Raw genomic sequence first — 14766 nt, forward strand, 5'->3', positions numbered from 1 at the left:
TTTTTTGGAGGTTTGGCACCATATAAATGTGGAAATAATATTGTTAGTTGAGCGATTATCTTGAAAAATCGACCGAAAAAATTTATAGTAAGATTAAAGTCAAATATAGTCAAAGTCAATGGAGGAGGAGGCGGAGTGGCACAAAATATTTCTGATATCATCGAGCAGTATTTGAAGGAAGTCTTGGATCAGAACGGTCGAGAAATATTAGAAATTAAACGCAATGAAATTGCAGATAAATTTCAATGCGTACCTTCACAAATTAACTATGTTATCAATACACGCTTTACGAGCGAGAGAGGCTATATCGTTGAAAGTAAGCGTGGCGGCGGTGGCTATATCCGCATCATTAAAGTCAAAATGAATGATGAAGTGGACTTATTGAACAACATTATTTCCCAAATATATCATCGTTTATCACAGGCTGCATCTGATCACATCATCATGCGTCTTGTTGAAAATAACATTTTATCTGAAAGAGAAGCTAAGATGATGATTAGTGTCATGGACCGTTCTGTATTGCATATTGATTTACCTGAACGAGATGAACTGCGGGCTCGGATGATGAAAGCGATGTTAAATGCTCTGAAATTAAAGTAAAGCGGGTGAAAAGATTGATTTGTCAAGAATGTAATGAGAGACCAGCCACTTTTCACTTTACGAAAGTTATAAATGGAGAAAAACAAGAAATGCACATATGTGAACAATGTGCAAAAGAAAACAGTGATTCATATGCTATGAGTGGAAACCAAGGTTTCTCGATTCACAACTTATTATCAGGCTTATTGAATATTGATCCTAGCTTCACCACAAGTGCTAACAAGGGCTCGTCTATTTTTCAAGAAGCAAAAGAAGTGGATCAATGTCCTAAGTGCGGCTTAACCTTTCAGCAGTTCAGAAAAACGGGCCGATTTGGCTGTGCAGAATGCTATCGTACATTTGATCAGTATCTGAACCCTGTTTTTCGGAAAGTCCATAGTGGAAATACAGTCCATAATGGGAAAGTCCCAAAACGAATTGCCGGCAGCCTGCATGTCCGCCGGAAACTTGAGTTAATGCAGCAAGAGCTGAAGCAGCTGATTGAACAGGAAGAGTTCGAAAAAGCAGCGGAAGTTCGAGATCAAATACGTGCATTAGAGCATGAGCAATCTCAGCAGAGGGAGGGAGATTAACGACATGTCGCTCCAGCATTTTATTCAAGACGCTCTAAGTCAGTGGATGAAACAAAAAGGACCAGAAAGTGACATTGTTCTAAGCAGTCGTATCCGGCTAGCGCGCAATCTAGAGCATGTTCGTTTCCCAACTCAGTTTTCTCAAGAAGAAGCTGAAGCTGTTCTCCAGCAATTCGAGCAAAAGTTTGCTAGCCAGGAAGTGAAAGACATTGGAAACTTTGTTCTGATTCGAATGAATGAAACGCAGCCTTTAGCAAAGAGGGTACTTGTTGAAAAACATTTGATCAGCCCCAATTTAGCTGAATCAAGATTTGGCGGCTGTTTGCTTTCTGAAAATGAAGAAATCAGTGTGATGTTGAATGAAGAAGACCATATTCGAATCCAATGCTTATTCCCAGGTTTTCAGCTAGCCAATGCACTAAAAGCGGCTAATCAGGTAGATGACTGGATTGAAGAGCAAGTGGATTATGCATTTTCTGAAAAGCGAGGATACTTAACAAGCTGTCCGACTAATGTAGGTACAGGTATTAGGGCTTCGGTCATGATGCATTTACCGGCATTAGCGCTCACAAGACAAATGAATCGCATTATTCCCGCCATTAATCAATTAGGACTTGTGGTCAGAGGAATTTATGGTGAGGGCAGCGAAGCAATAGGGAACATCTTTCAAATTTCAAATCAAATGACACTTGGTCAATCAGAAGAAGACATTGTAGATGACTTGAATAGTGTGACCGCTCAGCTCATTGAACAAGAGCGATCTGCACGAAAAGCTTTATATCAAACATCTAAAATTGAACTTGAGGACAGAGTGTACCGGTCCTTAGGGATTTTGGCCAATTGTCGTATGATTGAATCAAAAGAAACAGCAAAGTGTTTGTCAGATGTGCGGCTTGGAATTGATTTAGGTATCATTAAGGGGCTTTCAAGTAATATACTGAATGAACTCATGATTTTGACCCAGCCCGGTTTCCTTCAACAATATTCAGGAGGAGCCTTGGAGCCAAATGAACGAGATATAAAACGCGCAGCGATTATTAGAGAAAGGCTGCGCTTAGAAATGCATAGGAATGGACAGGAGGATGAAACGATATGATGTTTGGAAGATTCACTGAAAGAGCTCAAAAGGTATTAGCACTTGCACAAGAAGAAGCCATTCGCCTAGGCCATAAGAATATTGGTACTGAGCACATTTTACTTGGCCTTGTACGTGAAGGGGAGGGCATTGCTGCCAAAGCGTTAGAAGCACTGGGCCTTGTTTCAGATAAAATCCAAAAAGAAGTCGAAAGCTTGATTGGAAGAGGGCAAGAGGTGTCTCAAGCTATTCCTCATTATACGCCTAGAGCGAAGAAGGTCACTGAGCTTTCAATGGATGAAGCAAGAAAGCTAGGTCATTCCTATGTAGGGACAGAACATATTCTATTAGGTCTTATTCGTGAGGGAGAGGGTGTCGCTGCCCGTGTCTTAAATAACCTCGGAGTGAGCTTAAATAAAGCACGTCAGCAAGTTCTGCAGCTGCTTGGAAGCAATGAAACAGGTGCATCTGCGGCAGGCTCTAATAGCAATGCAAATACACCCACACTTGATAGCTTGGCAAGAGATTTGACTGCTATTGCAAAAGAGGACAGCTTGGACCCAGTCATTGGCCGAAGCAAAGAAATTCAACGTGTCATTGAAGTTCTAAGTAGAAGAACAAAAAATAACCCTGTGCTGATTGGTGAGCCTGGTGTTGGTAAAACAGCCATCGCAGAAGGTCTTGCACAGCAAATTATTCATAACGAAGTGCCTGAAATCCTGCGTGATAAACGAGTGATGACACTGGATATGGGAACTGTTGTAGCTGGAACGAAATATCGTGGTGAATTCGAGGATCGTTTGAAAAAAGTCATGGACGAAATTCGTCAGGCAGGAAATATCATTCTCTTTATCGATGAGCTTCATACACTCATTGGTGCTGGTGGAGCAGAGGGTGCGATTGATGCGTCTAATATTCTAAAACCATCTTTAGCACGTGGTGAGCTTCAATGTATTGGGGCGACAACGTTAGATGAGTACCGTAAATACATTGAAAAGGATGCTGCGCTTGAACGACGTTTCCAGCCAATTCAAGTAGATCAGCCTTCTGTTGATGAGAGTATTCAAATCTTAAGAGGACTTAGAGATCGGTATGAAGCACATCACCGTGTGTCTATTACAGATGAAGCGATTGAGGCGGCAGTGAAGCTGTCTGACCGTTATATCTCTGACAGATTCCTTCCAGATAAGGCAATTGATTTAATTGATGAGGCAGGTTCGAAAGTCCGTTTACGTTCGTTCACAACACCGCCTAACCTAAAAGAACTAGAGCAAAAGCTGGATGAAGTACGCAAGGAAAAGGATGCGGCAGTTCAAAGTCAAGAATTTGAAAAAGCAGCTTCTCTTCGCGATACAGAGCAGCGTTTGCGTGAAAAAGTAGAAGTGACAAAGAAATCATGGAAAGAAAAGCAGGGACAAGAGAATTCAGAGGTATCTGTAGATGATATCGCAATGGTCGTTTCCAGCTGGACGGGAGTGCCTGTTTCAAAAATTGCTCAAACGGAGACAGATAAGCTTCTGAATATGGAACAATTACTCCACTCTCGTGTGATCGGGCAGGATGAAGCAGTTGTTGCTGTAGCGAAAGCTGTGAGACGTGCGCGTGCAGGCCTAAAAGATCCAAAACGTCCAATCGGTTCCTTTATCTTCTTAGGACCAACAGGGGTTGGTAAAACAGAGCTTGCAAGAGCACTCGCCGAGTCTATTTTCGGTGATGAAGAAGCAATGATCCGTATTGATATGTCTGAATACATGGAGAAACACTCTACATCCAGACTTGTTGGGTCACCTCCAGGATATGTCGGTTATGATGAAGGTGGACAGCTGACTGAAAAAGTGAGAAGAAAACCTTATTCTGTCGTTCTATTAGACGAGATTGAAAAGGCTCATCCAGATGTATTTAATATCTTACTGCAAGTATTAGAAGATGGTCGTCTGACGGATTCTAAAGGGCGTACCGTTGACTTTAGAAATACGATTTTGATTATGACATCAAACGTTGGAGCTAGTGAGCTGAAGCGCAATAAATACGTTGGCTTTAACGTGCAGGATGAAAGTCAAAATTACAAGGATATGAAAGGCAAAGTGATGGGCGAGTTGAAACGTGCGTTTAGACCTGAGTTTATCAACCGTATTGATGAAATCATTGTCTTCCACTCGCTTGAGAAGAAACATCTCAAAGAGATCGTGTCTCTCATGTCTGATCAATTGACAAAACGATTAAAAGAACAAGACCTTTCAATTGAATTGACGGAAGCAGCAAAAGCGAAGATTGCCGACGAAGGAGTAGATCTTGAGTACGGTGCGCGTCCGTTAAGAAGAGCGATTCAAAAGCATGTAGAAGATCGACTTTCTGAGGAGCTTCTGAAGGGCAATATTGAAAAAGGTCAACATATCGTATTAGATGTGGAAGATGGAGAAATTGTCGTAAAAGCGACGGCTGCTACGAACTAATATAGTAAGAAAAAAGTGTGAGGCATACCAGCAAGGTGTATGCCTCCCTTTACTTATTTTCTGACCAGTATAAGGAGTTGTATTCTTCAATCTATGGCTAAGACAAAATCAAAATTTATATGCCAATCGTGCGGTTATGAGTCAGCCAAATGGATGGGGAAATGTCCAGGCTGCGGCACGTGGAACAGTATGACAGAAGAGGTCGTTCGCAAAGAGCCGGCAAACCGTCGTAGTGCTTTTAATCATTCTGTTCAAACCATTCAAAAACCTTCACCTATATCTGCAATTGAAACATCCGAAGAACCCCGAATTAAAACGAATTTAGAAGAATTTAACCGAGTATTAGGAAGTGGAATTGTCAAAGGCTCTCTTGTTCTCATTGGCGGAGATCCTGGGATTGGGAAGTCCACTTTATTATTACAAGTATCAGCACAGCTCTCAGACAAAAATCAGAATGTGTTGTACATATCTGGTGAGGAGTCCATTAAACAAACGAAGCTAAGAGCGGACCGCCTTGGTATTGAAAGCGCCTCTTTACATGTTTTGGCTGAAACCGATATGGAGTATATAACGTCTGCTATACAGGAGATGAAACCTGCTTTTGTTGTGGTGGATTCGATTCAAACCGTTTATCAAAGCGATATCACGTCAGCTCCCGGCTCTGTATCTCAAGTAAGAGAATGTACAGCACAGCTGATGAAAATTGCCAAGACAAATGGGATTCCTATTTTTATCGTTGGTCACGTGACCAAAGAAGGCTCGATCGCAGGTCCACGCCTTTTAGAGCATATGGTGGATACAGTTCTTTATTTTGAAGGCGAACGTCATCATACATTTCGTATCTTACGGGCGGTAAAAAACCGATTTGGTTCAACGAATGAATTGGGGATTTTTGAAATGAGAGAGGAAGGGCTCACGGAAGTATTAAACCCATCAGAAATCTTTTTAGAAGAGCGGTCGGCAGGTGTATCTGGTTCGTGTGTTGTTGCCTCAATGGAAGGAACAAGACCCGTACTTGTCGAGATACAGGCATTAATTTCCCCGACAAGCTTTGGGAATCCGCGAAGAATGGCCACTGGCCTTGATCATAATCGAGTATCGCTGCTCATGGCAGTTTTAGAAAAACGCGTGGGGCTGCTCTTGCAAAACCAAGATGCGTATTTAAAGGTCGCAGGCGGTGTGAAGCTTGACGAACCGGCGATTGACTTAGCTATTGCCGTCAGTATTGCATCAAGCTTTAAAGACGCAGCGCCGCATCAAGCGGATTGCTTTATAGGAGAGGTCGGTCTGACGGGAGAAGTCAGAAGAGTATCAAGAATTGAACAGCGAGTGCAGGAAGCTGCGAAACTAGGATTTAAGCGAATGTTTATTCCTCAGGCGAATATAGACGGATGGAAAAAGCCGAGAGGGATTGAGTTAGTTGGTGTAGAAAATGTAGCGGAGGCACTTCGAATTTCACTAGGGGGATCATAGAAATGGAAAAAGAGAAAAAAGGAGCGAGAGAACTCGATCTCTTAGATATTGTACAGTTTGTGGCACCAGGAACACCTCTGCGGGCAGGGATTGAAAACGTCTTGCGAGCCAATACTGGCGGGCTCATTGTTGTTGGTTATAATGACAAAGTAAAGAGTGTGGTAGATGGAGGATTTCACATTAATTCTGCCTTCTCTCCAGCACATTTATATGAATTGGCGAAGATGGACGGGGCTATTATTCTTAGCGATTCTGGTCAAAAAATCTTGTATGCGAATACACAGCTGATGCCAGATGCCACCATCCATTCATCGGAAACAGGCATGAGGCACCGGACGGCTGAACGTGTAGCGAAGCAGACAGGCTGCTTAATCATTGCCATTTCTGAACGGAGGAACGTCATTACCTTATACCAAGGGAATCGTCGTTATACGCTGAAAGATATTGGTTTTATTTTAACAAAGGCGAATCAAGCCATTCAAACACTTGAGAAATATAAAACCATTTTAGATCACGCCATTTCTGCGTTAAGCGCCCTAGAATTTGAAGAGCTTGTGACCTTTGGTGATGTATTATCCGTGCTGCACCGCTACGAAATGGTTCTTAGAATCAAAAATGAAATCAATATGTATATCAAAGAGCTTGGAACAGAGGGACACTTGATCCGTCTGCAGGTCAATGAGCTGATTACAGATATGGAGCAGGAAGCGGCTTTATTTATTAAAGATTACGTGAAAGAAAAGATCAAAGATCCGTATGTGCTGCTTAAACAACTTCAAGATATGTCGAGCTTTGAGCTTTTAGATGATTCCATTCTGTACAAGTTACTTGGATATCCAGCTTCTACAAATATTGACGAATATGTGTACACAAGAGGATACAGGTTGCTCCATAAAATCCCTAGACTGCCAATGCCGATCGTTGAAAATGTGGTTGAAGCATTCGGTGTGCTAGATCGAATTATGGAAGCGGATGTACAAGAATTGGATGAAGTAGAAGGAATTGGAGAAGTAAGAGCGAAAAAGATAAAAAAAGGATTAAAAAGGTTACAAGAAAAACATTATATCGACCGTCAGCTTTAAGAAGAGAAATTTTTCTCTATTACGGTTAAAAATGGATGAATATGGGTATATTAATGATGGTTTTGTTTTCTGTTGCTCATGATAGGAAACTTAAACATATATCAATGTCAGATGAAGGTGGATTGACAGATGAAAAATAAAGGAGGTGAAGGTATGTTAAAAAGAATCGTTCAGGCGTTTTTTATCATTTTTGGTGCAGTTGTGGGGATTTTTATCATTCCAGAGTTATTTCTGCTGTTAAATGTAAAGGACATACCTTTCATAACAAATGCTTACTCTTCAGCACTAATAGGAGCCGCTGTATTCTTGATCATCGGCAAATGGTGCACAGGTTATGTGGTAAATTGGGTGAAATGGATCGAGGATTCTCTATTGAAGGCGCCTCTTCCTGATCTTATATCTGGAAGTTTCGGATTAGTATTTGGACTTATTCTAGCATATCTTATTGTAAACGTGATCCCGCTAAACAATATCCCATATCATATTTTTGGTACCATTATTCCGATTTTCCTGGCTTTCTTTTTAGGATACCTTGGGTTTCAGGTAGGCTTTAAGAAGAAGGATGAAATGATGGGGCTGTTCTCCCGTTCTGCAAAGGTCAGCAAGAAAAAAGGAGCAGCTGATGATGAACCTGAAATAGAAGATAAAAAGCTGAAAATTTTAGACACAAGTGTTATCATTGATGGAAGAATCGCAGATATTTGCCAAACTGGATTCTTAGAAGGTGTCATGGTCATTCCTCAATTTGTACTCGAGGAATTACAGCATATTGCAGACTCCTCAGATGTGTTAAAGAGAAATAGAGGCCGAAGAGGTCTTGATATTTTAAATCGTATTCAAAAAGAGTTGGATATTAAAGTTGAAATTTACGAAGGTGACTTCGAAGACATTCAAGAGGTTGATAGCAAGCTTGTGAAGCTCGCGAAATTAACTTCAGGTGTTGTTGTGACCAATGATTTTAATTTAAATAAAGTATGCGAACTTCAAAAAGTAGCAGTGTTAAACATCAATGATCTAGCCAATGCGGTTAAACCGGTTGTACTGCCTGGGGAAGAAATGAAGGTACAGGTCATCAAAGATGGGAAAGAGCATAACCAAGGTGTTGCTTACTTAGATGACGGTACGATGATTGTGGTCGAAGAAGGACGCAATTACATTGGAAAAGACATCGATGTACTCGTCACAAGTGTGCTGCAGACTGCTGCTGGAAGAATGATTTTTGCGAAGCCAAAACTTCTGGAGAAGGCGCTCTAAAGGGAGAACGAACATGTATTATGAAGTAGTTATTCCGGCTGCGGGGCAGGGGAAACGAATGAAGGCCGGCCGCAATAAGCTTTTTATCGAGCTGAAAAGAATGCCGGTCATCATTCATACATTAAAGGTGTTTGACGCTCATTCACAATGCAAACGCATGATCCTAGCGATCAATGAGGAGGAGCGTCAAGACTTTGAAAGGCTACTCAAAGTACACGCTTTTCAAACGCCTGTTTCACTTGTCACTGGCGGTGAAGAACGTCAGCAAAGTGTATACGAAGGATTAAAGGCTGTGAAAGATGCGGACATCGTGCTTGTTCATGATGGGGCAAGGCCTTTTATTAAGCATACACAGATTGACTTGCTCGTTAAAGCAGCGATTGAAAAAGGCTCCGCAGTTGTAGCGGTACCAGTGAAAGACACAATCAAACGCGTTCAAGAAGGCAAAGTGGAACAAACCATTGAACGTCAGAGCTTGTGGGCGGTCCAGACCCCACAAGCTTTTCGTCATTCTATTTTAAAAGAGGCGCATGAACATGCGGAGCGGACAGGCTTCCTTGGAACAGATGACGCCAGTCTTGTTGAACAATTACATGGCGAGAATGTGTATATTGTCCAAGGAGACTATACCAATATTAAGCTGACAACACCGGATGATTTACTGGTTGCCAAGGCAATTATGGATGCGGAAAGAGGGTACTAGATCATGTTGAGAATAGGACAAGGCTTTGATGTACATCAATTAACAGAGGGAAGACCTCTGATTATCGGCGGGGTCACCATCCCTTATGAAAAGGGACTGCTAGGGCATTCAGACGCTGACGTACTGCTTCACACAGTGGCAGATGCCTGCCTGGGGGCGATTGCTGAAGGAGATATCGGCAGACATTTCCCAGACACAGACCCTGAGTTTAAGGATGCAGATTCATTTAAATTATTGCAGCATGTGTGGGCACTTGTGAAAGAAAAAGGCTACACACTTGTGAATATTGACTGCACCATCATGGCGCAAAAACCAAAAATGGCACCTTACATTCAACCAATGTGTGAGAAAATCGCAGAAGCACTTGAGGCAGATGTCACACAGGTGAACGTCAAAGCAACAACGACAGAGAAACTCGGATTTACAGGAAGAGGCGAAGGAATTGCTTCTCAGGCAACAGTGCTTCTTCAGAAAAAGTAAAATCCATTTTGATGAGAATGGGTTTTGATGATAAAATACGTTTATAAAAAATTGGTGTCAGACAACATGATGCAGATGAAAGGAAGTTAAACTCATGGGAAATGAAGTGCGTGTTCGTTATGCACCGAGTCCAACTGGTCATTTACATATTGGGAATGCTAGAACGGCTCTTTTCAACTATTTGTTCGCACGCAGCCAAGGCGGCAAATTTATTATTCGAATCGAGGATACGGATCAAAAGCGTAATGTAGAAGGCGGGGAGGAAAGCCAGCTTCGCCACCTGCAATGGCTCGGTATTGATTGGGATGAGAGCATTGATAAAGATGGCGGTTACGGTCCTTACAGACAATCAGAGCGAAATGATATTTACAAAAAATATTATGACGAGCTGTTAGAGAAGGATTTGGCGTATAAGTGCTATTGTAAGGCAGAAGAGCTAGAGGCAGAGCGTGAAGCACAAATCGCCCGCAGTGAAATGCCTCGATATTCTGGTAAATGCAGTCATTTATCAAAAGAAGAAGAGGACAAGCTAATTGCTGAAGGAAGAGAGCCAAGCATCCGCTTCCGAGTGCCAAAAGGAGAAATCATCAAATTTGACGACATGGTTAAAGGCGATATTTCGTTTGAAACAGATGGCATCGGTGATTTTGTTATTGTGAAGAAAGATGGCACGCCAACTTATAACTTTGCCGTAGCCGTGGATGATCATTTGATGAAAATGACTCACGTTCTTCGCGGAGAGGATCATATTTCAAATACGCCTAAACAAATTATGGTTTTTAATGCATTTGGCTGGGGTGTTCCGCTATTCGGACATATGACGTTGATTGTGAACGAAAACCGCAAGAAATTAAGTAAACGTGATGAATCAATTATTCAATTCATCGAGCAATATAAGAATTTAGGCTATTTACCTGAAGCCCTGTTTAACTTCATTGCATTACTTGGATGGTCTCCAGTAGGCGAAGAAGAACTGTTTACAAAAGAGCAATTCATCGACATTTTCGATGTGAATCGACTTTCTAAGTCACCAGCTCTATTTGATATGCATAAACTAAAATGGGTGAACAACCAATACGTGAAAGCACTTGATCTTGATCAGGTTGTGGCACTAACACTTCCGCATCTTCAAAAAGCAGGCAAGGTAAGTGAGCAGCTGACAGAAGAAGAAAACACGTGGGTACGCAAGCTTATTTCTCTGTATCACGAACAATTAAGCTACGGAGCAGAAATTGTTGAGTTAACAGAGTTGTTCTTTAAGGAGCAAATTGAGTATAATCAAGAGGCAAAGGAAGTTCTAGCAGAGGAGCAAGTACCAGAAGTGATGGCATCTTTTGCAGGTCAGCTTGAACAGCTTGAGTCTTTCACACCTGATGAAATCAAGGCTGCCATTAAAGCGGTACAAAAAGAAACAGGGCATAAAGGCAAGAAACTATTCATGCCGATTCGTGTGGCTGTCACAGGACAAACGCATGGCCCAGAACTTCCGCAAAGTATTGAATTACTAGGTAAAGAAACGGTATTAAACCGCATTAAACAAATATAAGGAAATCGTTGCGAGGGAGAAGTACAATGTACTCGTCCATCACAGAAAGAGTCTCCACCGGCTGAAAGAGACTTATGGGCAGACGTTGGAAATGCACCCTCAAGACCCTTGAGGAACACGTACGTTAGTATGCAAGGGCGGTATCCTCCGTTATGGGATTAAGTTGAGAAGGCTGAAAAGTGGCTTTCTAAACAGAGTGGAACCGCGTTTTCAAAACGTCTCTGTCATTTGGCAGAGGCGTTTTTTATTTGTCCAAAAAAAGAGAGCAAGTCCTAAGAGAGATTGATGGGGAAGAACGGGGGGAGCATGTGTTTTTCAAAATGCTGAAAGAAGATATTGATACTGTGTTTGATCAAGATCCTGCTGCTAGAAGCTATATTGAAGTAGTGCTAACCTATTCAGGGCTTCATGCGATTTGGGCTCACCGTATTGCGCACGCATTTTATAAGCGGAAGCTGTATTTTATTGCGCGGATCATTTCTCAGGTCAGCCGTTTTTTCACAGGGGTGGAAATTCACCCAGCGGCAACCATTGGCAGGCGGTTCTTCATTGATCACGGCATGGGCGTTGTGATCGGGGAAACATGTGAAATTGGAGACAACGTCACTGTTTTCCAAGGCGTGACATTAGGGGGAACAGGGAAAGAAAAGGGAAAGCGGCATCCGACCATTTTAGACGATGCCCTCATTGCGACAGGTGCCAAGGTGCTTGGTTCCATTACAGTTGGAAAAGGAGCCAAGATTGGAGCGGGGTCGGTTGTGTTAAAGGACGTACCCGACCATTCCACCGTTGTCGGTATACCTGGGCGAGTCGTCGTTCAAAATGGAAAGAAAATCAATCGTGATCTCAATCATCAAGATTTGCCAGATCCAATTTCCGATCGTTTTAAAGAATTGGAACGAGAAATGGAAAAGCTAAAAGGTGAGCTGGCTTCATTGAGCAGAAAGGAAGAACAATCATGACAATCAATATTTATAATACATTGACACGTAAGAAAGAAGAATTTGTCCCGCTTGAGCCAGGAAAGGTCAAGATGTATGTGTGCGGACCAACCGTTTATAACTACATTCATATCGGGAATGCTAGACCTGCTATTGTTTATGACACTGTACGTAAGTATTTAGAATACAGCGGTTACGATGTGAACTTTGTATCAAACTTTACAGATGTGGATGATAAACTCATCAAAGCAGCCAATGAACTCGGAGAAGATGTGCCGACAATTGCTGACCGGTTTATCCAAGCTTACTTTGAAGACGTCAGTGCACTAGGCTGCAAAAAAGCAGACCTTCACCCGCGAGTAACGGAAAACATGGATGATATCATTGCGTTTATTGCGACATTGATTGAAAAAGGCTACGCCTATGAAGCAGATGGCGACGTGTATTACAGCACACGCTCATTTGAAGGCTATGGAAAGCTTTCACATCAATCGATTGATGAACTGAAGACAGGTGCCCGTATTCGTGTAGGTGAAAAGAAACGAGATGCACTGGACTTTGCCCTATGGAAGGCTGCAAAGGATCAGGAAATCTCATGGGATAGCCCATGGGGCGAAGGACGCCCAGGCTGGCACATCGAATGCTCGGCAATGGTCAAAAAATATTTAGGTGATACGATTGACATTCATGCTGGCGGACAGGATCTAACATTCCCGCACCATGAGAATGAAATTGCCCAATCTGAGGCTTTGACAGGGAAGCCTTTTGCGAAGTATTGGATGCATAACGGGTATATTAATATTGATAATGAAAAAATGTCAAAATCACTTGGCAACTTTGTGCTGGTGCATGACATTGTGAAAGAACAAGATCCTGATGTGCTGCGCTTCTTTATGTTGTCGGTTCACTATCGTCACCCAATTAACTACTCAATGGATTTATTAGAAAGTACAAAGAGTGCGTTTAACCGACTCAAAACATCGTATGCGAATTTACATCACCGTCTCGAGAGCAGCACGAATATCACGGAAGACAATGCTGAATGGCTGGAAAAAATTGAAGAACAGCGTGCGACATTTATTTCTGAAATGAATGATGACTTCAATACAGCAAATGCGATCTCTGTTTTATTCGAATTAGCGAAACAGGCGAATTATTATATGGAAAATGATCATACTTCGGAGGAAGTGATCAAGGCATTTATCGGCTTGTTCCAAGAAATTACGTCTGTTCTTGGCTTCTCATTAGAAGAAAAGCACACGCTTGACGAAGAGGTAGAAGCGTTAATTGAAAAACGTAATGAAGCTAGAAGAAATCGTGACTTTGCCCTATCTGATCAAATTCGTGACCAATTAAAGAACATGAATATTGTGTTGGAGGACACTCCTCAAGGTACTCGCTGGAAAAGAGGAGAATAGGCAATGTTGAATTTTGAAAAGCTGAAAGACGGTAAACAGCTGAACGGACTTGCGCTAGCTTATATGGGTGATGCCATTTTTGAAGTATATGTGAGGCATCACCTCCTCCAAACGGGGGCGACAAAACCAAATGAGCTGCACAAACGAGCAAGCAAAATTGTTTCAGCTAAATCACAGGCTGCTATTTTATTTACGCTTCAGCAGCAAGGCTTTTTCACTGAAGCAGAAGAAGCGGTGCTGAAAAGAGGAAGAAACGCAAAATCAGGCACAGTGCCTAAAAACACGGACGTTCAAACGTATCGTTATAGTACAGCGTTTGAAGCGCTCATGGGTTATTTATTTATCGAAAAGCAGGACGAACGCTTAGAAGAGCTGATTGGTCAGGCGATTGAAATCGGAACGTCAGGGAGGAAGACAAATGAGTCAGCAACATGATTATGTCATTGGGAAAAATGCAGTGATTGAGACACTGAAGTCAGATCGGGAGTTATACAAGCTCTGGATGGCAGAAAACACTGTAAAAGGACAAGCCCAGCAGGTCATTGAACTCGCTAAAAAGCAAAATATCACCATTCAGTATGTTCCGAGGAAAAAGCTTGATCAAATGGTGACAGGTCAGCACCAGGGAATCGTTGCACAAGTAGCAGCATATGAATATGCAGAATTGGACGATCTGTATCAAATCGCTGAAAAGCGCAATGAGCAGCCATTCTTTCTGATTTTAGATGAAATTGAAGATCCGCATAATTTAGGATCGATTATGCGTACGGCAGATGCTGTAGGGGCACACGGGATTGTCATTCCAAAAAGGAGAGCGGTCGGTCTAACAACAACAGTTGCTAAGGCATCCACTGGAGCAATTGAGCATATTCCTGTTGCAAAAGTGACCAATCTTTCAAGAGCCCTTGATGAAATGAAAGAAAGAGGAATCTGGGTTGCGGGAACAGATGCGTCTGCTAAACAGGATTACAGACAATTTGATGGTACAATGCCGCTGGCTCTTGTGATTGGGAGTGAAGGTAAAGGAATTGGCCGATTGATTAAGGAAAAGTGTGATTTTCTAATTAAACTGCCTATGGCCGGGAAGGTTACTTCTTTAAATGCATCAGTTGCCGCTGGTCTATTGATGTATGAAGTGTATCGAAAACGTTATCCGTTAGGAGAATAGA

14 protein-coding genes and 1 other annotated feature are annotated in these 14766 nt (G+C 42.1%); all 14 genes read left to right on the top strand.

Annotation, left to right across the window (positions count from 1 at the left end):
* Positions 1-135: 135 nt before the first annotated feature.
* Positions 136-600, top strand: a complete 465-nt coding sequence (locus OIT90_RS18410; RefSeq protein WP_003217184.1) for a CtsR family transcriptional regulator — start codon at positions 136-138, stop codon at positions 598-600.
* Between the two features lie 14 nt (positions 601-614).
* Entirely contained in the window at positions 615-1172 is a 558-nt protein-coding gene (locus OIT90_RS18415; RefSeq protein ID WP_212053012.1) for a UvrB/UvrC motif-containing protein, read from the top strand.
* A 4-nt stretch (positions 1173-1176) separates the two neighbouring features.
* Positions 1177-2268 (top strand): protein arginine kinase, encoded by a 1092-nt coding sequence (locus tag OIT90_RS18420; RefSeq protein WP_058838237.1) that lies wholly within the window; start codon positions 1177-1179, stop codon positions 2266-2268.
* Positions 2265-4700: an ATP-dependent protease ATP-binding subunit ClpC gene (gene clpC, locus OIT90_RS18425; RefSeq protein ID WP_007496263.1), complete on the top strand. Its 2436-nt coding sequence runs from the start codon at positions 2265-2267 to the stop codon at positions 4698-4700. The genes OIT90_RS18420 and clpC overlap by 4 nt, the downstream gene beginning before the upstream one ends.
* Before the next feature lie 93 nt (positions 4701-4793).
* Positions 4794-6173, top strand: a complete 1380-nt coding sequence (radA, locus tag OIT90_RS18430; RefSeq protein WP_025092231.1) for a DNA repair protein RadA — start codon at positions 4794-4796, stop codon at positions 6171-6173.
* A 2-nt stretch (positions 6174-6175) separates the two neighbouring features.
* Positions 6176-7255, top strand: coding sequence for a DNA integrity scanning diadenylate cyclase DisA (gene disA, locus OIT90_RS18435; protein WP_024425581.1), 1080 nt, complete (start codon positions 6176-6178; stop codon positions 7253-7255).
* 153 nt (positions 7256-7408) lie between these two features.
* Positions 7409-8509, top strand: coding sequence for a PIN/TRAM domain-containing protein (locus OIT90_RS18440; RefSeq protein ID WP_047203808.1), 1101 nt, complete (start codon positions 7409-7411; stop codon positions 8507-8509).
* A 13-nt stretch (positions 8510-8522) separates the two neighbouring features.
* On the top strand, positions 8523-9212 hold the full coding sequence (gene ispD / locus OIT90_RS18445; protein WP_039175965.1) for a 2-C-methyl-D-erythritol 4-phosphate cytidylyltransferase: 690 nt from the start codon (positions 8523-8525) through the stop codon (positions 9210-9212).
* 3 nt (positions 9213-9215) lie between these two features.
* Entirely contained in the window at positions 9216-9692 is a 477-nt protein-coding gene (gene ispF, locus OIT90_RS18450) for a 2-C-methyl-D-erythritol 2,4-cyclodiphosphate synthase (protein ID WP_003216928.1), read from the top strand.
* Positions 9693-9786: 94 nt separating this feature from the next.
* Complete coding sequence (gltX, locus tag OIT90_RS18455; RefSeq protein WP_474892827.1) at positions 9787-11238, top strand: glutamate--tRNA ligase; 1452 nt, start codon at positions 9787-9789, stop codon at positions 11236-11238.
* Positions 11238-11464 (top strand) — a binding site (T-box leader). It overlaps the preceding gene by 1 nt.
* An 82-nt stretch (positions 11465-11546) precedes the next feature.
* Complete coding sequence (gene cysE / locus OIT90_RS18460; protein WP_034283914.1) at positions 11547-12200, top strand: serine O-acetyltransferase; 654 nt, start codon at positions 11547-11549, stop codon at positions 12198-12200.
* On the top strand, positions 12197-13597 hold the full coding sequence (gene cysS, locus OIT90_RS18465; protein WP_064497447.1) for a cysteine--tRNA ligase: 1401 nt from the start codon (positions 12197-12199) through the stop codon (positions 13595-13597). Before cysE ends, cysS begins: the two co-directional genes overlap by 4 nt.
* A gap of 3 nt (positions 13598-13600) precedes the next feature.
* Positions 13601-14032: a Mini-ribonuclease 3 gene (locus OIT90_RS18470; RefSeq protein ID WP_024425587.1), complete on the top strand. Its 432-nt coding sequence runs from the start codon at positions 13601-13603 to the stop codon at positions 14030-14032.
* Complete coding sequence (gene rlmB / locus OIT90_RS18475; protein WP_024425588.1) at positions 14016-14765, top strand: 23S rRNA (guanosine(2251)-2'-O)-methyltransferase RlmB; 750 nt, start codon at positions 14016-14018, stop codon at positions 14763-14765. Before OIT90_RS18470 ends, rlmB begins: the two co-directional genes overlap by 17 nt.
* Position 14766: the final 1 nt, after the last annotated feature.

Source organism: Bacillus sp. ABR (genome assembly GCF_056172715.1).

What these genes read in the sequence shown, in the direction of transcription:
- cysS (WP_064497447.1), top strand. Translation starts at nt 12,197, where the DNA reads ATGACAATCAATATTTATAATACATTGACACGTAAGAAAGAAGAATTT.
- clpC (WP_007496263.1), top strand. Translation starts at nt 2,265, where the DNA reads ATGATGTTTGGAAGATTCACTGAAAGAGCTCAAAAGGTATTAGCACTT.
- OIT90_RS18420 (WP_058838237.1), top strand. Translation starts at nt 1,177, where the DNA reads ATGTCGCTCCAGCATTTTATTCAAGACGCTCTAAGTCAGTGGATGAAA.
- rlmB (WP_024425588.1), top strand. Translation starts at nt 14,016, where the DNA reads ATGAGTCAGCAACATGATTATGTCATTGGGAAAAATGCAGTGATTGAG.
- radA (WP_025092231.1), top strand. Translation starts at nt 4,794, where the DNA reads ATGGCTAAGACAAAATCAAAATTTATATGCCAATCGTGCGGTTATGAG.
- ispD (WP_039175965.1), top strand. Translation starts at nt 8,523, where the DNA reads ATGTATTATGAAGTAGTTATTCCGGCTGCGGGGCAGGGGAAACGAATG.
- ispF (WP_003216928.1), top strand. Translation starts at nt 9,216, where the DNA reads ATGTTGAGAATAGGACAAGGCTTTGATGTACATCAATTAACAGAGGGA.
- disA (WP_024425581.1), top strand. Translation starts at nt 6,176, where the DNA reads ATGGAAAAAGAGAAAAAAGGAGCGAGAGAACTCGATCTCTTAGATATT.
- OIT90_RS18440 (WP_047203808.1), top strand. Translation starts at nt 7,409, where the DNA reads ATGTTAAAAAGAATCGTTCAGGCGTTTTTTATCATTTTTGGTGCAGTT.
- OIT90_RS18470 (WP_024425587.1), top strand. Translation starts at nt 13,601, where the DNA reads ATGTTGAATTTTGAAAAGCTGAAAGACGGTAAACAGCTGAACGGACTT.
- gltX (WP_474892827.1), top strand. Translation starts at nt 9,787, where the DNA reads ATGGGAAATGAAGTGCGTGTTCGTTATGCACCGAGTCCAACTGGTCAT.